The organism is Xanthomonas sp. CFBP 8151 (genome assembly GCF_011761885.1).
In the GTDB taxonomy this organism is placed as follows: Bacteria; Pseudomonadota; Gammaproteobacteria; order Xanthomonadales; family Xanthomonadaceae; genus Xanthomonas; species Xanthomonas arboricola_B.
This window is the reverse complement of sequence record NZ_JAASQZ010000002.1, coordinates 568,891-586,222: the sequence shown is the minus strand read 5'-3', so window position 1 is coordinate 586,222 and position 17,332 is coordinate 568,891. Positions and strand designations below refer to the sequence as shown.

The 17,332-nt window shown below is 66.8% G+C and carries 14 protein-coding genes; 12 read left to right on the top strand and 2 right to left on the bottom strand.

The window, feature by feature from the left end; all coding sequences use genetic code 11:
* Positions 1-33 precede the first annotated feature (33 nt).
* The 7 genes from mreC to FHT08_RS10435 all read left to right on the top strand — a co-directional run bounded on the left by mreC (position 34) and on the right by FHT08_RS10435 (position 9,346).
* Positions 34-1,227 (top strand): rod shape-determining protein MreC, encoded by a 1,194-nt coding sequence (gene mreC, locus FHT08_RS10465; protein WP_166775045.1) that lies wholly within the window; start codon positions 34-36, stop codon positions 1,225-1,227.
* Entirely contained in the window at positions 1,224-1,709 is a 486-nt protein-coding gene (gene mreD, locus FHT08_RS10460) for a rod shape-determining protein MreD (RefSeq protein ID WP_104538589.1), read from the top strand. Before mreC ends, mreD begins: the two co-directional genes overlap by 4 nt.
* 3 nt (positions 1,710-1,712) lie before the next feature.
* Positions 1,713-3,773, top strand: coding sequence for a penicillin-binding protein 2 (gene mrdA / locus FHT08_RS10455; RefSeq protein ID WP_104606520.1), 2,061 nt, complete (start codon positions 1,713-1,715; stop codon positions 3,771-3,773).
* Positions 3,770-4,888 carry a rod shape-determining protein RodA gene (rodA, locus tag FHT08_RS10450; RefSeq protein WP_166775044.1) on the top strand — a complete coding sequence of 373 codons (1,119 nt, stop codon included), beginning with the start codon at positions 3,770-3,772 and terminating at the stop codon, positions 4,886-4,888. Before mrdA ends, rodA begins: the two co-directional genes overlap by 4 nt.
* Positions 4,889-5,329: 441 nt before the next feature.
* A complete protein-coding gene (gene mltB / locus FHT08_RS10445) occupies positions 5,330-6,469 on the top strand; it encodes a lytic murein transglycosylase B (protein WP_166775043.1) in 1,140 nt (379 codons plus the stop codon).
* Entirely contained in the window at positions 6,466-7,881 is a 1,416-nt protein-coding gene (locus FHT08_RS10440) for a septal ring lytic transglycosylase RlpA family protein (RefSeq protein ID WP_166775042.1), read from the top strand. Before mltB ends, FHT08_RS10440 begins: the two co-directional genes overlap by 4 nt.
* A 259-nt stretch (positions 7,882-8,140) precedes the next feature.
* The gene (locus tag FHT08_RS10435) at positions 8,141-9,346 is read left to right on the top strand and encodes a D-alanyl-D-alanine carboxypeptidase family protein (RefSeq protein ID WP_016900824.1); all 1,206 of its coding nucleotides are present in this window, start codon (positions 8,141-8,143) and stop codon (positions 9,344-9,346) included.
* A gap of 105 nt (positions 9,347-9,451) precedes the next feature.
* Here the strand turns inward: FHT08_RS10435 and FHT08_RS10430 are convergent, their stop codons facing one another.
* A complete protein-coding gene (locus FHT08_RS10430) occupies positions 9,452-10,513 on the bottom strand; it encodes a lipid A deacylase LpxR family protein (protein WP_053054247.1) in 1,062 nt (353 codons plus the stop codon).
* 276 nt (positions 10,514-10,789) lie between these two features.
* Between FHT08_RS10430 and FHT08_RS10425 the strand changes: the two genes are divergently transcribed.
* The 4 genes from FHT08_RS10425 (at position 10,790) to FHT08_RS10410 (ending at position 15,333) form a co-directional block, all read left to right on the top strand.
* Positions 10,790-11,068, top strand: a complete 279-nt coding sequence (locus tag FHT08_RS10425) for a YbeD family protein (protein ID WP_016900827.1) — start codon at positions 10,790-10,792, stop codon at positions 11,066-11,068.
* Positions 11,056-11,754: a lipoyl(octanoyl) transferase LipB gene (lipB, locus tag FHT08_RS10420; RefSeq protein ID WP_065032110.1), complete on the top strand. Its 699-nt coding sequence runs from the start codon at positions 11,056-11,058 to the stop codon at positions 11,752-11,754. The genes FHT08_RS10425 and lipB overlap by 13 nt, the downstream gene beginning before the upstream one ends.
* Positions 11,755-11,769: 15 nt before the next feature.
* A complete protein-coding gene (lipA, locus tag FHT08_RS10415) occupies positions 11,770-12,783 on the top strand; it encodes a lipoyl synthase (RefSeq protein WP_053054250.1) in 1,014 nt (337 codons plus the stop codon).
* 390 nt (positions 12,784-13,173) lie between these two features.
* Positions 13,174-15,333, top strand: a complete 2,160-nt coding sequence (locus FHT08_RS10410; RefSeq protein WP_180708334.1) for a carboxy terminal-processing peptidase — start codon at positions 13,174-13,176, stop codon at positions 15,331-15,333.
* A 182-nt stretch (positions 15,334-15,515) separates the two neighbouring features.
* Here the strand turns inward: FHT08_RS10410 and FHT08_RS10405 are convergent, their stop codons facing one another.
* Positions 15,516-16,259 carry a sulfite exporter TauE/SafE family protein gene (locus FHT08_RS10405; RefSeq protein ID WP_053054252.1) on the bottom strand — a complete coding sequence of 248 codons (744 nt, stop codon included), beginning with the start codon at positions 16,257-16,259 and terminating at the stop codon, positions 15,516-15,518.
* Between the two features lie 173 nt (positions 16,260-16,432).
* Here FHT08_RS10405 and FHT08_RS10400 point away from each other — a divergent pair, with 173 nt between their 5' ends.
* A complete protein-coding gene (locus tag FHT08_RS10400; RefSeq protein WP_166775041.1) occupies positions 16,433-17,314 on the top strand; it encodes a LysR substrate-binding domain-containing protein in 882 nt (293 codons plus the stop codon).
* Positions 17,315-17,332 lie beyond the last annotated feature (18 nt).

Sequence of the window (17,332 nt, the reverse complement as noted above, 5' to 3'; positions counted from 1 at the left end):
CCCATTCCCGATTCCCCAATCCCGGCCCTGACAGTGCCCTCCTACGCCGGTCCTCCCGTCGCCTCCCGTCCGGGCGAAGTCACCTCCACGCTGCGGTTGCTGGTCTATCTGGTGCTGGCGGTCGTGCTGATCGCGCTCGATAGCCGGGGCGGGTGGCTCAGCCAGATGCGCCTGCAGGCCAATCTGCTGATCCAGCCGATCTGGGCGGTGGCCGGGTTGCCGGGGCGGATCGGCTCGCAGGTGCGCGACAACGCCGCCACCCATGCGCAACTGGTGGAAGAAACCCGCTCGCTGCGCAATCAGCTGCTGGTGGCCAACGCGCGCCTGACCCGGCTACAGACCGCTGCGCTGGACAATGCGCAGCTGCGCGAGCTGCTCAATGTCGCCGAGCGCCGCGGCCTGGACGTGCAGCTGGCGCCGATCCTGGATATCGACCTGGACCCGACCCGTCAGCGCCTGCTGCTGGACGCCGGCAGCCGCGATGGCGTGCTGATGGGACAGGCGGTGATCGATGCCGGCGGCCTGATGGGCCAGGTGATCGAAGTGACCCCGCTGCATTCGACCGTGCTGCTGCTGACCGACCCCGACCACGCGGTGCCGGTCAGCGTGGCGCGCAACGGCGTGCGCTTGATCGTTTACGGCCGCGGCGACCGGCTGGAGCTGCGCGACATCCCGCTCAGTGCCGGCGTGCAGGTGGGCGACGAAATCGTCACCTCCGGCCTCGGTGGCCGCTTCCCGGCCGGCTTCCCGGTCGGCAAGGTGTCCGAACTGCATCCGGACGACACCCACGCCTTCCTGGTCGGCGAACTGACCCCGGCCGCCAAGCTCGATCGCGGCCGCGATGTGCTGCTGCTGCGCGCGGGCAAGCCGCTGCGGGTGGTGCCGGGGGCCGGGAGTCGGGAATCGGGAATGGGGAATGGCAACGGCGCCGCGTCGACGCCATCCCCGCAATCGACGAGGCAACCCGCAGCCACCGCACCAACGCAGGGCAGCGCTCCCACCGATTCCCAATTCCCGATTCCCAATTCCCGTCTCCGCAGCAGCCAGGGCGCAGCAACTGCACCGCCGCAGAACACCGCTCCTACCAATTCCCAGTTCCCGATTCCCAATTCCCGTCCCCGAAACAACCAGCGCGCAGCCACCGCACCGCCGCAGAGCACCGCGCCTACCGATTCCCCATTCCCGATTCCCAATTCCCGTCCGGCTCCGCAGGAGACGGACCGATGACCCGCATGCGCAACACCTGGATCCTGCCGGCGAGCATCGTCATCGCGCTGGTGCTGGGCCTGCTGCCGCTGCCGGAACTGGTGCAGCCGCTGCGTCCGTACTGGCTGGCGCTGGTGCTGGCGTACTGGGTGATCGAGGAGCCGGACCGGGTCGGGCTGGGCATCGCCTTCGTGGCCGGGGTACTGGCCGACCTGCTGTATGGCGGGCTGCTCGGCGAGCAGGCGCTGCGGCTGGTGATCATGACCTTCATCCTGCAGCGCTTCCGCGCGCGGATGCGCTTCTTCCCGGTTTCGCAGCAGGCGCTGGCGATCGGCGGGCTGCTGCTCAACGACCGCATCGTCTCCTCGGCCGTGCATCTGGCCGTGGGCGAGCCGACCCTGCCGTGGAGTTACTGGTGGGCGCCGCTGCTGGGCATGGCACTGTGGCCGCCGCTGTTCGTGTTGCTGGATGCGGTGCGGCTGGGCAAACGGAGCAAGAAGTAAGCCATGCACGGGCGTCGTCACCCCAAGAACCCGCATGCGGAGGCCGAGCAGTTCCGCCGGCGTGCGGTGCTGGGTTTTGTGATGGTGGTGATCTGCCTGGTCGGCCTGGGCGGCTGGTATTTCAAGCTGCAGGTGCTCGACCACGAGGTCTACGCCACGCGCTCGGAAGCCAACCGCATCAAGCCCAAGCCGGTGGTGCCCGGGCGCGGCATGATCTACGACCGCACCGGCCGGCTGCTGGCCGAGAACGTGCCGGCCTTCCGCCTGGACGTGACCCCGGACAAGGTTGCCGACATGGGCGCCATGCTGGCCGCGCTGGGCAAGGTGATCCCGATCGCGCCAGAGGATCTGGAGCGCTTCAATCGCGAGCGGCGCGCGCGTCGCAGCTTTCTGCCGGTCACGCTCAAGCTGCGCATGAGCGATGAGGAAATGGCGCGTTTCGCGGTGGAGCGCTGGCGCTTTCCCGGGGTGGAGCTGGAGCCGTATCTGACCCGGCGCTACCCGTACGGGCCGCTGTTCGCGCACATCATCGGCTACGTCGGCCGCATCGACGAGAAAGACCTGGCGGTGCTGGGCGAGGGCAATGCCGCGCTCACCCACATGGGCAAGTCCGGGCTGGAGCGCTACTACGAACAGGACCTGCGCGGCCAGGTCGGTTACGAGCAGGTCGAAACCAATGTGCAGGGGCGGGCGATCCGCACCGTCGGCCGGGTTGCGCCGCAGTCGGGTGCGGACCTGCGGCTGTCGGTGGATGCCGACCTGCAGCGCGCGATGGTGGCCGCGTTCGGCGAGCACGAAGGCGCTGCGATCGCGATGGACCCACGCACCGGCGAGATCCTGGGCATGGTCAGCCTGCCCAGCTACGACCCCAACCTGTTCGTCAACGGCATCTCGCATACCGATTTCCGCATGCTCAACGACAACCCGTCGCGGCCGCAGTTCAACCGGCTGGTGCTGGGCGGCGTGGCGCCGGGCTCCACGCTCAAGCCGCTGATCGCGCTGGCCGGCCTGGACAGCGGCCTGCGCCGGCCGGAAGACCGGGTGCTGTCCACCGGCATGTTCTACCTGCCCGGGGTCAGCCGCGGCTGGGGCGACTCGCACCGCGGCGGCCATGGCTGGACCGATCTGCGCAAGTCGATCGCCCAGTCGGTCAATACCTATTACTACCGGCTGGCGGTGGACATGGGCATCGAGCGCTTCGACCGTTACCTGGGCGATTACGGCTTCGGCCAGCCGACCGGGGTGGACCTGCTTGGCGAAATCGGCGGCATCCTGCCGTCGCCGGCCTATAAGTACAAGACCCGCAAGGAACGCTGGTATCCCGGCGACACCGTCAACATCGCCATCGGCCAGGGCGACTGGAAGGTGACCCCGCTGCAACTGGTGCGTGGGGTTTCGGCGATCGCCAGCGGGCTGCTGCTGCGCCCGCATCTGGTGCTGGAGCAGCGCACCGGCTTCGATCATCCCTGGCAGCCGATGATCCAGCCGCCGGGCAAGCCGATCAGTCCCAGCGCGGCGCATCTGCAGGTGGTGCGCGAGGGCATGATGGACACCATGCGCCCCGGCGGCACCGGCTATGCGATCACGCCGGGCGCGCCCTATCAGATGGCCGGCAAGACCGGCACCGCGCAGGTAGTCAGCCGCAAGGGCGTGGCCGCGGTGGACCCGCGCAGCCTGCCGATGCATCTGCGTCACCGTGGCCTGTTCGTCGGCTTCGCACCGGCCGACAACCCGGTCATCGCAGTGGCGGTGGCGGTGGAGGGCGGTGGTTTCGGTACCAGTTCTGCAGCGCCGATCGCGCGCAAGATCTTCGATGCCTGGTTGCTCGGCAAGCTGCCCGCCGGGCTGGAGCCGCTGGACAGCGAACTCGGCATGACCGCCGTGGGCGTCAACCAGTTCGAAGCCGGCGCCACCGATGCACGCCAGGCCGGCGATGCGGCCGCAGCCACGCTGGACGAGCTGCCGGTGGTGATCGGCCAGGCCGCGGTGGCGCTGGACCCCAACACGCCCGCGCAGCCGGTGGTGCCGGATGTGCCCGATGCGGTCCAGGAGACCGACCATTGAGTGACATCCTGCGCTGGCTGCTGGACATGGTCGCGCGCTTCACGCGTAGCCTGGACTGGATGCTGTGCCTGGCGCTGGGTGCGCTGATGGTGATCGGGCTGTCGGTGCTCAAGAGCGCGGGCGGCGCCGCCAACGGCGATCATCTGGTGATGGCGCAAGCCGTGCGCTTCATCATCGGCCTGGCCGCGATGTGGGGCATTTCGCGCATGTCGGTGCTGCGCCTGCGTGCGTGGACGCCGTGGGTGTACGGCTTGTCGATGCTGCCGCTGCTGGCGGTGTTCGCCCTGGGCACCGGCAAATACGGCCGCCAGTGGCTGGACCTGAAACTGTTCTACCTGCAGCCGGCCGAGCTGCTCAAGATCAGCCTGCCGATGATGGCGGCCTGGTATCTGCACCGCATGCCGCTGCCGCCGCGCATTTCCACCGTGCTGGTGACCGGCGTGATCATCGGCGTGCCTACCGCCCTGATCATGCTGCAGCCGGATTTCGGCACCGGCGTGCTGATCGCCGCCAGCGGCGTGTTCGTGCTGCTGCTGGCCGGCCTGCCGTGGTGGTGGGTGGCGGTGGGTGTGGGCGGCGTCTCGGCGGCCGCGCCGGTGGCCTGGTTCTGGCTGCTGCGGCCGTACCAGAAGGATCGCATCATGATGTTCCTCAACCCGGAAAACGATGCGCTGGGCGCCGGCTGGAACATCATCCAGTCCAAGATCGCAATCGGTTCCGGCGGCTTGGACGGCAAGGGCTGGGGACTGGGTTCGCAGTCGCATCTGAACTTCATTCCCGAACAGACCACCGACTTCGCGTTCTCGGTGCTCAGCGAGGAGTTCGGCTGGATCGGCGTGGCGACCGTGCTCAGCCTGTACCTGATCGTGATCGCGCGCTGCCTGTGGATCGCCGCGCAGGCACGCGACACCTATTCGCGCCTGGTCGCCGGCGCCACCGGGCTGGCCTTCTTCGTCTATGTGCTGGTCAACGGCGGCATGATTTCCGGCCTGCTGCCGGTGGTGGGCGTGCCGATGCCGCTGATGAGTTACGGCGGTACCTCGGCGGTCTCGCTGCTGGCCGGGCTGGGCCTGGTGATGGCGGTCAAGGCGCACCGTCCGGTGCACGGGTACTGAGCTGGCGCGTTCGGCAGCCAACCGCGACATGCACCGGCAAGGACGGCAGCGCGCTGCTCAGGGCCGGCACCGGCAACGCGTTGCTCAGCGGCCCGCCGACGGTTCCCACCGGCGTCACCCGGGTCGTCGATCGGGCCGTGACCTGCACGGCCAGGTGCACAACAGCCAGGATCTGATCAAGGCGCAGAACGCCAGCACGTTCACCCTCTACAACATCTGATCAACGCGGCGTACGTTCATGGCCCGGTGCACCAGACAGCCCGCGATCGGCACACGCGCAGCACCCCGCACTCCCATTCCCCACTCCCCATTCCCGCGCAGCACCAAACCAATCCCCCATCCCACTCCCAAATCCCTTGTGGCGCAAAACGGCAAGCTAAAGCTCTTTCGTTTCATGATCTTATTGCTAGAAGTTCATCTGTTCTCTGTTACCCTCGGCCGATGATTCGACGCATTCTGACCTGCCTGCTCACCCTCGGCCTTGTCGCCTGCGCGACCCAGCCCAGCCCTCCGACCCCGCCGCCGGCCGCCAGCGCGCCCCCGGCCAAGCCGCCGAGCGCCCCGGTCGCGCCCGTCAGTGCCGCCGCCGAAGCGCCCGCGCTGCCGCCGGTGGACCTGACCCCGGTGCCGTTCGAGATCGCCCGCGCCAACTTCGTGCGCGACACCGCCGCCAAGTACGGCATCGACGCCGCACGGATCGAAGCGGTGCTGGCGCAGGCGCAATTCAAGGACGCCATTGTCACCGCGATGTCGCGCCCGGCCGAGCGGGTCAAACCGTGGAACGAATACCGCCCGATGTTCATCACCCAGGCGCGGATTGATGGCGGCCGCAAGTTCCTGGCCGAACATCGCGCCGAACTGAGCAGGGTCGAAGCGGCCACCGGCGTGCCGGCGCAGGTGATCGTGGCCATCATCGGGGTGGAGACCAGTTATGGCAGCAATGCCGGCAAGTACCGCGTGCTGGACGCGCTGTACACGCTGGCGTTCCGCTACCCGCGCAGCGGCGACCCGGCCAAGCTCGAACGCGAAGTGCGTCGCGAGCTGTTCTTCCGCGATGAGCTCGGCCAGCTGTTCGCGCTCGGCAAGGAGGAGCAGCTGGATGTCACCACGCTGATCGGCAGCTATGCCGGCGCAATGGGCATGGGCCAGTTCATGCCGTCCAGCTACCACCAGTTCGCCGTCGACGGCGATGCCGACGGCAAGCGCAACTTGTTCACCGACCACAACGACGTGTTCGCCTCGGTCGCCAACTACTTCGTCAAGAAGGGCGGTTGGGTGCGCGGTGGCCAGGTCGCAGTGCCGGCCACGCTGGCCGTCGGTCACGAGGAATTCAATCCCACCGACTGGTCGCCGGTGTACACGCTGGCCGACCTGTCCGCGCGCGGCTATCACCCTAATGCGCCGGTGGTGGCCGGCAGCACCGCCACGCCGATCACCCTGGACGATGCCAACGGCAAGCAGTACTGGCTGGGCTTCCAGAATTTCTACGCGATCACCCGTTACAACATTTCCAAGATGTACGCGATGGCCGTGTTCCAGCTGTCCGAGGCCATCGCCGGCAAGGAGTTACCCCCGGCATGAACAGCACGACAGGCCCCAAGTGGCTGATCCCGATGGCGCTGATGCTCGGCCTGGCGGCCTGTAGCAGTGCACCGAAGAAAACCGCCGGCACCGGCGGCAGCGGCGCGATCAAGGGCGTCAAGGTCGACGGCAAGGGGCCGGCGTATGTCGCCACCGGTTGCCCCTCGACCTCGCCGTACGCGGCCGCCAAGGAAGATCCGTCCACGCGCGGCGACTACACCGCCGGCGGCCTGTACAAGCCGGGCGTCAAGGACACCACGCCGGACCACGTGCCCAATGTGGCCTGCATCCCCGAACCGCTGGTCACCAACGAGCCGCACTCGGCGGTGGGCAACCGTTCGCCGTATGAGGTACTGGGCAAGCGCTACGTGGTGATGGACAGCCCCGGCGACTATGTCGAACGCGGCACCGCCTCGTATTACGGCAGTAAATTCCACGGCCGGCTGACCTCCAACAAGGAGGTCTATGACATGTACGCCTTCACCGCCGCCCACAAGACCTTGCCGTTGCCCAGCTTCGCCCTGGTGACCAACACCGATACCGGCGACTCGGTGGTGGTGCGCGTCAACGACCGCGGTCCGTTCCACGATGGTCGCGTGATCGATCTGAGCTACGCCGCTGCGGTCAAACTGGGCATCACCGGCAAGGGCACCGGCAACGTCGAAGTACGTGGCCTGACCGAAGCCGACAACGGCAATCTGCTCGCCAAGCGCCGCAGCGGCAGCGTACCGGCCAGCACCGCGGTGGCCGCCGTGCGGCCGGCCGCCAGCGCCAGCCAGATCGATGGGTTGGTGCAGCGTCTGCCCACCCGCACCGTGCCGGCCGCCGCCCCGCGCACAGTGGCTGCCAGCGCCGCCGCGCCAGTGGCCGCCGCGGTGGCAGGCAGTGCAGGAGCCGCGGCGGTTCCCGCGGGTGAGCGTTGGCGCTACCGCGTGGCCGATTCGCGCCAGCCCGGCAATGCCGACAACTTCGATGCCTGGATGAAGTCGCAAGGCGTGCGCGTGGCCACCGGCAAGCCGGCTGCCGCCGCGCCGCGGCCTGCCTCGGCTGTCCCGGTGGCGGTCGCGCCAGCCGCCCCGGTCGCGGTGGCGGCGATCAAGCCTGCCGACAGTGCGCCGGCACGTCCGCTCAGGAGCGAGCCGGCACCGGTCAAGGCGCCGAGCGTGGCCGAAGCGGCGCTGGGCGACATCCTGTTGCAGGTGGCCAGTTTCGCCAGCCGCGAAAACGCCAACCGCGCGCTGTCGCAGCTTGCCTCGGCCGGTATTGCCGGTGCCAGCGTCAGCGACATCGTCAGCGGCGGTCGCACCCTGTGGCGGCTGCGCGTCAACGCGCGCGATCACGCCAATGCCTCGGAAATTGCGCAGCGTATCGCCGGTCTGGGCTTCGGGCGCCCGCAGATCGTGGCCAACTAGGCACGATCGATCCGGCAGCCAAGGCGTCGGCGGGTAGGCCGGCGCCTGCTATCGAAAGGTATCGTCGGGCAGACGTAATCACGACGCGTCCTGTGCAGATTGCTCGATTGCCCATTCCGTCAGCCACGTTCGGCACGCCGCCTGCCGCCATCGCTGAACTGCGCAGGCGCGCACAGCATCGCGCGCGTCGCCCTGATCGCCGTGGCGCCTTACAATTTCGCATCACCCAGCCTTCGGGCCCGTCAGGAGTCGTTCTTCAATGAAATTCCGCTTCGCCGCCGCCGCGGTGGCCACGTTTGCCTTTGGCCTGGTCTGCGCGCAGACCCCTGCGCCGCAGCCGACGCCTGCCGTTGCCGCTGCGCCGGCCGCCGTCCCGGTTCCGCCCGCACCCGCGCCGGCCGTGTCCAAGTCCTGGATCCTGATGGATTACGCCACCGGGCAGGTGCTGGCCGGTGAAAACATCCACCAGCAGCTGGCCCCGGCCAGCATCACCAAGGTGATGACGTCCTATGTGGTCGCTGCCGAAATCAAGAATGGCAAGGTCAAGCGCGACGACCAGGTCATGATGAGCGAGCGCGCCTGGCGCGAGGGTGGTGCCGGCACCGATGGCAGCTACAGCGGCTTTCCGGTCAACCAGACCGCGCGTCTGGAAGACATGGAAAAGGGCATGGCGATCCAGTCCGGCAACGATGCCGCTATCGCGCTGGCCGAGCATGTCGCCGGCAGCGAAGAAGCCTTCGCTTCGCTGATGAACAGCTACGCAGCCAAGATCGGCATGAAGGACTCCTACTTCGTCAACGCGCACGGTCTCAGCGCCGAAGGCCACCACTCCACCGCCTACGACCTGGCCATGCTGGGCCGCGCGATGGTGCGCGATTACCCGGAGACCTACGCCTACAACAAGATCAAGGAATTCCAGGTCGGCAGCATCAAGCAGAACAACCGCAACCTGCTGTTGTGGCGCGACCCGGCGGTGGACGGCATCAAGACCGGGCACACCTCCGAGGCCGGCTACTGCCTGTTGAGCTCGGCCAAGCGCGGCGACCAGCGCCTGGTGGCGGTGGTGATGGGCGATTCGTCCGAGCGCCAGCGTGCCGACGACAGCCTGGCCCTGCTCAACTGGGGCTTCCGCTTCTTCGAAACCCACAGCCTGTACGCGCCCGGCAAGGTCGTGACCAAGCAGAAGGTCTGGAAGGGCCAGCAGGACGAAGTGCAGCTCGGCGTGGCCCAGCCATTGCTGGTCAGCCTGCAGCGCGGCCGCTACAACGACCTCAAGCCCAGTATGGAAGTGGCCAAGAACCTGCAGGCCCCGATCAAGCAGGGCCAGCAGATCGGCACCGTCAAGGTCAGCCTGGACGGCAAGATCATCGCCCAGGCCCCGCTGGTGGCCATCAACGCCGTCGAAGAAGGCGGCTTCTTCAAGCGCCTGTGGGATGCGTTCTGGATGTGGTGGGAATCGGAATAAAAAAATGCCGGCGAAAGCCGGCATTTTTTTGGAATCGGGAATCGGGAATCGGGGGTGTTGCGCTTGCTCTACCTATTCCCCATTCCCGATTCTCAATCCCAGCCCTCAAAGCATCCGACTGATGGTGAAACTGCCATACACCGGGGTTTCGCGCTGGGTGTCGAATTCGCGGGTACGGTGGTAGCGGGCGATGGCAAACTTCCAGCGGCCGTACATCACCGCCAGGCCGTAGCCGACGTCGCCCACGAACGGGCGCTTGTCCACGCTGTGACTGTTGCGAAAGGTGTTGCCGTCCAGGGTGATGTCGCGCAGCACCCAGCGCGCATCGGTGGTCACGAACAGATGGCCCGACCAGCCGCTGGCACGTCCGAGCCGGCTGGGGGCGGTGTTCTCGCCGGCCGGGCGGGTCGGGGTGCTGCCGAAGTCGTCCGGCAGCTTCCAGCCGAAGCGCACCTCGCCGCCGGCGTTCAGATGCGTGGCCATGTTGCCGACCGCGCCTCCCCAATGCGAAATGAAATCCCAGCCCAAGCCGTCCGCATTGACCGCCGCATCGCCCGGCCAGCGGCGCATGCGCTCGTGCACCAGGTTGATCAGCGGCTCGTTGTGCAGCTGGTTGTCCCAGCCCTGGAATTTTTCGTCGCCCAACGCATCGTGGATCGCGTCCTGCGCCTCCTGCGCAAATGCCCACGGGCCGACCACGCCGACCTGCAGCTGCGTGGTGCGCAGATGCGCATCGTTGCGTGCGTTGTAACCGAAGCTCGCCAGCAGGATGCCCGCATACGGGCGATCGTCCGGGATCACATCGCGGCGGGTGGGATCGGTGGGAGTGAAAATCGCCTGGCCAATCGAAAACACCATGTTCTGCTGGTCGAACTCGCCCGGATGCAGACGCTCCAGATAGCCGTTGACCCAGCGCGCGGTGCGCGGCAGACAGGGGTCGTCGGTGTAGTCGACCAGATTTGGCGACACCAGCGTCAGCACCGCGCCGTTGGAATAGCCCTGATCCTGATCCTCCCCGCCGAACAGGTCGTTATCCACCCGGAAGTTCACCGCCGGCGGCGTCCGCCGCATTGTGCTGGAGTCGCACTGGTCGGCAGCCAGGGCCGGCATCGACAACCCGGAAAGAGAGAACAGCAGGGCAGCGGACAACGCGCGCGGTCGTAGCATGGATGGCCTGGGAGGGTAAGAGAGGACGATGTTCAGCAAAGGTGCCTGCGGCCGCTGCTGCGCCGCGTGAACGTGTGCAGCAGCGGCACGTATTTTCTGCTGGCGTGTTCGCGTGCAGAACCACCACCGGCACGTAGCTGTGTTTGGTCCGGGACTGTCATGGCCGATTCTTGCTGACCGGTGGGGGCTGACCGCCCGGCTCCCCGGCCGCGACGCGCTCATCCGTTCGACCGGTGCGGGCTTGGGTTTGTCCGCCATCGTCCCGATAATGGGCGGATGGAAATCAGCACCGACAACCCCGATCACGGCTTCCAGTTTCCCGGTACCTTCGAGCTCAGCGCCATGGGCGCGGCCGAACGCGGGCTGGAAAGCGAACTTCCGCGCCTGCTCGCCGCCACCGGTGTAGAGCTGCTGGAGGAAAGCATCAGCTGGAAGCATTCGTCCAGCGGCAAATATGTCTCGGTCAAGATCGGCTTCCGCGCCGAGAGCCGCGAGCAGTTCGACGCTGCGCACCAGGCGCTGCGCGACCACCCGGAAGTGAAGTGGACGCTGTAGCGGTCCAGGCTGCGGAAAGCGCTGTTCCCGTCCTGCCGGCGCAGTTGCGCGATCTCGGCCGACAGGCCTACGCGCCAGTGTGGCGTGCGATGCAGCGTTTCACCGATGCGCGTGATGAGGCCACCGCAGACGAAGTGTGGGTGGTCGAGCATGCGCCGGTGTTTACGCTGGGCCAGGCTGGCAAGCCCGAGCATGTGCTGGCGCCGGGCGAGATTCCGGTGCTGCAGGTCGATCGCGGTGGCCAGGTGACCTATCACGGCCCCGGCCAGCTGGTGGTGTATCCGCTGCTGGACCTGCGCCGGCTCAAGATCGGCGTGCGCGATTACGTGTGCAAGATCGAGCAGGCGCTGATCGATACCCTGGACGAGTGGAATATCGTCGCCGAGCGCCGCGAGGGCGCGCCGGGCGTGTACGTGGGCGGGGCCAAGATCGCCGCGCTCGGGATCCGGGTGCGGCGCGGCTGCACCTTCCACGGCCTGTCGTTCAATGTGGCGATGGACCTGGAGCCGTTCCACCGCATCAACCCCTGTGGCTATCAGGGCCTGCAGGTGACCTCGGTGCTAGACTTGGGCGGCCCCTCCGGGATGGACGCCGTCAAGGCGGTGCTGCTCGATCAGCTGGCGCGCCAGTTCGGTCTCGTCTTGCAGCCTGTCTCCGCGTTGCCCGACCTTTCGCTTCCGGCCTGAGCGCCCGTTATTGCCATGACCCAGCCTATCGCCCGTTCCATCCCCTTGCAGGTCGTCTCCGGCGACGCCGCCGCGTCTGCGCCGCTGCAGACTGGCGTCAAGCAGATCGGTGGCGACAAGATCAACCGCTCGCCGGTGCAGTTCGTCGATGCGCCGGTACTGCGCAAGCCGTCGTGGATCCGCGTGCGGATTCCGTCCGGCAATGCGGTGCAGAACCTCAAGGCCAAGCTGCGCGAAAACCGCCTGGTCACGGTCTGCGAGGAAGCCAGCTGCCCGAACATCCACGAGTGCTTCAGTCACGGCACCGCGACCTTCATGATCCTGGGCGAGGTCTGCACGCGGCGCTGCTCGTTCTGCGATGTGGCGCACGGCCGGCCCAAGCCGCCGGACGCAAACGAGCCGGCCAGCCTGGCCACCACCGTAGCCGACATGGGCCTGAAATACGTAGTGGTGACCAGCGTGGATCGCGACGACCTGCGCGATGGCGGTGCCCAGCATTTCGTCGACTGCATTTCGGCCATCCGGGTCAGTTCACCCAAGACCCGCATCGAGATCCTGACCCCGGATTTTCGCGGCAAGGGCCGCATGGACCGCGCGCTGGAGATCCTGGCGCTCAGCCCGCCGGACGTGTTCAACCACAACATCGAAACCGTGCCGGACCTGTACCCGAACGTGCGTCCGGGTGCCGACTACCAGTGGTCGCTGACCTTGCTGCAGCGTTTCAAGGCGCAGCATCCGTCCATCGCCACCAAGTCCGGCATCATGCTCGGCCTGGGCGAGACGATGGAGCAGGTGCAGGCCACCTTGCGCGATCTGCGTGCGCACGATGTCGACATGATCACCATCGGCCAGTACCTGCAGCCGACGCCGCACCACCACCCGGTGATGCGCTACTGGACGCCGGAGGAATACAAGGCGCTGGAGGACTACGGCAACGCGCTGGGGTTCAGCCATGTCGCCTCCGGACCGATGGTGCGCTCGTCGTATCACGCCGATCGCCAGGCCGCGGGCGCCGGCGTCGCTGCTTAAGGCAGCCGATGGCCCCTGCGGCCACGCCCAGGCGGGCGCGGCCGCCAGGTCGGTCGGATGCATCGCCTGGCGCTGCAGTTGCCTGCGTGCCGAGCGCAGTCCATCGCGAAGCTGCTCGCGGCCGCACGCGCGCTGGTCCACCAAGTTCGATGTAGCGCGACCCACACGACTCCGCATATCGCGGGGTCGTGTCGTATCCGGCCGTCGCTCTGGGCTTGCAGGGTACGGTCGCGTTCACAATCCGCTACAGGCCCGGCGCTAGGCTGATTCAGCCAGCCGTGACAATGCCAGCAACTTTCGGCACTGTCATGCTGTCTGATCCATTCACCGCCTTTCTTTCATCGGCCCAGTGCCGAGAGCCATTCGATGACCTACAACGTTTCTGCGTCCATGAAGGCCGGCCTGCTGGCGCTGGTGTTGACCACTCCGATGGCACTGCTCGCACGCGCCGACACGGCACTGCCGGCTGCAGCCACGCCCGACCAGGCCACAGCGACCAAGCTGGTCTACGGGCTGCTCTCCGATAGCCGCTATGCCTACCGTCCGCGCACGCTGGACGAGGCCATGACCAAGGACGTGTTCAAGCGCTATCTGGAAACCCTGGACGGCAGCAAACAGTTCTTTACCCAGACCGACATCGCCGGCTTCGCTCCGCTGGAAGCAGGCGTGGGAGATGCGCTGCGCGGTGGCAAACTGGATCCGGCGTTCCAGGTGTTCTCGGTCTACAAGAAGCGCGTCGACCAGCGCGTCAAGTACGCGCGCGACCTGCTCAAGCAGGACTTTGATTTCGCCGGCAGCGACAAGTTCGAGTACGACCGCAAGGACGTGCCGTGGGCTGCCGACGACAAGCAGCTAGACGTGCTGTGGCGCCAGTCGGTGATGAACGACTGGCTACGCCTGAAGCTGGCCGGAAAGAAGCCCGAAGACATCCGCAAGACGCTGGACAAGCGCTATGCGGCGCTGGCCGATTCGGTCAACGAATTGAAGGCCGAGGACGTATTCCAGTTCTTCGTCAACGCGTACACCAATGCGGTCGATCCGCACACCGATTACTTCACGCCGCGCACGGCCGAAAATTTCAATCAGCAAATGTCGCTGTCGCTGGAGGGCATCGGCGCGCAGTTGCAGAAGCAAGACGACATGGTAGTGATCCGTGAGGTGATCCCGGGCGGTCCGGCGGCGGTGGACGGCACGCTCAAGCCAGGCGATCGCATCGTCGGTGTGGGTCAGGCCAAGAACGGCGCAATCGAGGATGTGATCGGCTGGCGCATCGACGATGTGGTCGCCAAGATTCGCGGCAGCAAGGACACCCAGGTACGCCTGGAGTACATCCCGGCCGAGTCGGGCATCGACGGCAAGCACCGCACCGTAACGCTGACCCGGCAGAAGGTGCGTCTGGCCGAGCAGGCCGCCAAGGGCGAGACCATCACCCTGCCGGCCAAGGGCAGCGAGCCGGAGCGCCGCATCGGCATCATCAAGCTGCCGGGCTTCTATCAGGATTTCGAAGGCCGTCGCCGCAACGCGACCGACTATGCCTCGGCAACGCGCGACGTCGCTAAGCTGCTGGCCGGCTTCAAGACCGACAAGGTCGACGGCGTGGTGCTGGACCTGCGCAACAACGGCGGCGGTTCGCTGGACGAAGCGATTGAGCTCACCGGTCTGTTCATCGAGCAGGGCCCGGTGGTGCAGGTGCGCGAATCCGGCGGCCGGGTCACTGTCAATGGCGACAGCAATCCCAAGGTTGCCTGGGATGGTCCGCTGGGCGTGTTGATCAATCGCGGCTCGGCCTCGGCGTCGGAGATCTTTGCCGGTGCCATCCAGGATTACGGTCGCGGCCTGGTGATCGGCGAGACCAGCTTCGGCAAGGGCACCGTGCAGAACATTGTCGACCTGGACCGCTGGCCGGCCGCAGAGGGGCAGCGCTATGGGCAGGTCAAGCTGACGATCGCGCAGTTCTTCCGCGTCAGCGGCTCCAGCACTCAGCACAAGGGCGTGGTGCCGGACATCGCATTCCCGGCAAGCGTGGATGCCACCGAGTTCGGCGAGAGCACCTACGACAATGCGCTGCCGTGGACGCGCATCGCTGCCGCGCCGCATACCCAGTACGGCAACTTCGCGCCGCTGCTGCCCAAGTTGCAGGGCCTGCACACCGCGCGTATCGCCACCGACAAGGAATTCCAGTGGTGGGAAGAGGACGTCAAGCAGTTCCGCGATGAAAAGGCCAAGAAGTACATCTCGTTGAACGAAGCCGAGCGCGTTGCCGAGCGTCAGAAGCAGGATCAGCAGCGCAAGGATCGCCAGCAGGTGCGCAAGCAGCTGGGCCTGCCGCTGGATCCGCTTGGCGACGACAGCGACGACGGCCTGACCGGCAACGAGCGCGATATCGTCAAGGACACCGCACGCGAAAAGGCCGCCGAAAAGCGTCCGGACCCGTTGCTGCACGAATCGGCTGCCATCCTGGCCGATGCGCTGGGCCTGCTGTCGCAGGACCAGCCGTTGTCGGCGCAGGTGTTGCCGCAGTCGACCGCGCCGGGACGTTGGGCCGATTGATCGTTCGCCGAACAGCTGGCGACGACATCAGCTTGAAGTACAAAAGACGCCACCGCATCGCGGTGGCGTCTTTGTTGGCCGCCCCCTTCCTATGGGCGACTGCACGAGCGGTTTGACGGATGATCGATTGCCGGCCGCCGTGCCTGCGTGCCGTGCAAGGTTTCATTGCGCCCAACGTGGCTTTACGCCAGTGCCTGCCAGACGCCTTGCAGGCCGAGCACCAGCAAGGTGATGAAAAAAAAGCGCCGGAACGCCTCGGCGGAAATGCGATTGCGCACCCAGGCACCTAGCCACATGCCGATGGCGGTGGGCAACAGCGCCCACAACGACGGGGCGATCGCCGCGCCGGGTAGCGCACCGTGCCACGCCAGGGCACTGGCCAGCGCCAGCGTCGCAACGCCGAAACACCAGCCCAAAGACCGGATCAGCAGATCGCGCGGGAGTTGCAGTGCGGTGAGGTAGGGCAGTGATGGCAACACGAACACGCCGGTGGCGCCACTCAACAGACCGGTGGCCAGTCCGGCCAGTGGCCCTGCCCACGGTTCATGGCGCGCCTGCATAGTCCAGTGTCGGCGAGCCAGCCCAAGCAAGGCATACAGTCCCAGCAGTGCGCCCAATCCGGCGCGGACCAGGGTGGGATCGGCGCCTGCCATCACCCCTGCGCTGAGCCAGGTGCCGAGCGTCACGGTTGCCAGCAATGGCCACAGACGTCGCAACAGGATTCGGGTATCCGGCCCCCAGGCTTGCTGCACGTTCGTTACCAGCGAGGGCAGCGCCAGTAACGTCGCTGCCTCGGCGGGCGTCAGCCACAGACCGAGCAGCCCCATGGCAACGGTCGGCAAGCCCATCCCGGCCACGCCCTTGACCCAGCCAGCCACCAAAAAAATGCCCGCGATCAGATACCAGTGGGTGTGCAATGTCTGCATGCCGCCAAGGATCCGGGCTGGCCCCGCGCCAGACAATGCGTGATTGTTTGATGCAGGCTTCGGTTGAGCCGAAGGCTGGGACATGGGAGCGTGGAGAGATCCATTGCCCGGCCGGCCCGTCTGGTGGACGGCCAATGCACCATGATTGACGTACGCGTGCTTGTGGAGCGGCCATGCATCTGGAGTTTGTCGATTTACGATTGTTCATCGCGGTGGTCGAGGCGGGCAGCATCACTGCCGGTGCGCAACGCGCGGCGTTGTCGTTGGCGGCTGCCAGCGCGCGGATTCGTGCGCTGGAGTCGCAGGTGGGCGCCGCACTTCTGGAACGCGGGCGACGCGGGGTCAGCCTGACCCCGGCCGGTGGCGTGTTGCTGCGGCACGCACGGCAATTGCAGCGGCAGACCGAGGCGTTGCAGCTGGAACTCAGTGGCTACGGTGGCGGTGGGCAGGTGACGCTGCGGCTGGCGGCCAATACCGCGGCACTGTCGGCATGGCTGCCCGAACGGTTGGCGGATTTTCTCATCGCACATCCGCAGCTGGATCTGGCGTTGACCGAGCAGGGCAGCGACGACGCTGCCGATGCGGTGCGCGAGGAACGCGCCGACATCGCCGTGGTCGCAGGCCATGCCGATGTCGGTGGGCTGCAGGTGCTGCCGTTCCGTGAGGATCGGCTGGTGCTGGTGATGGCTGCAACGCATCCACTGGCCGGCGCCGCGACGCTGCGGTTGAGCGAGCTTGCGGGAATGGACACGCTGGGGCTGGCCGGCGACAGCGCCTTGCAACGGCATCTGCGCGTGCAAATGAACCGCGCCGGCGTGCAGTTGCGCACGCGTGCAAAGGTACAAGGCATCGACGTGTTGTGCCGCATGCTTGCGCAAGGCATGGGCGTGGCGATTCTTCCGCACGCTGCAGTGCAGTGCTCATGCGTGCGCGATCAGCTGGTCATGGTGCCATTGGACGAAGCCTGGGCACCTCGGCAACTTTCGATCGTGCTGCGTCACGAGCCTGCGTCGACCATGCTGCAAGCACTGGTGGATTGGCTGCAACGCGACTGACCGCCTGCGTAGCGTCAG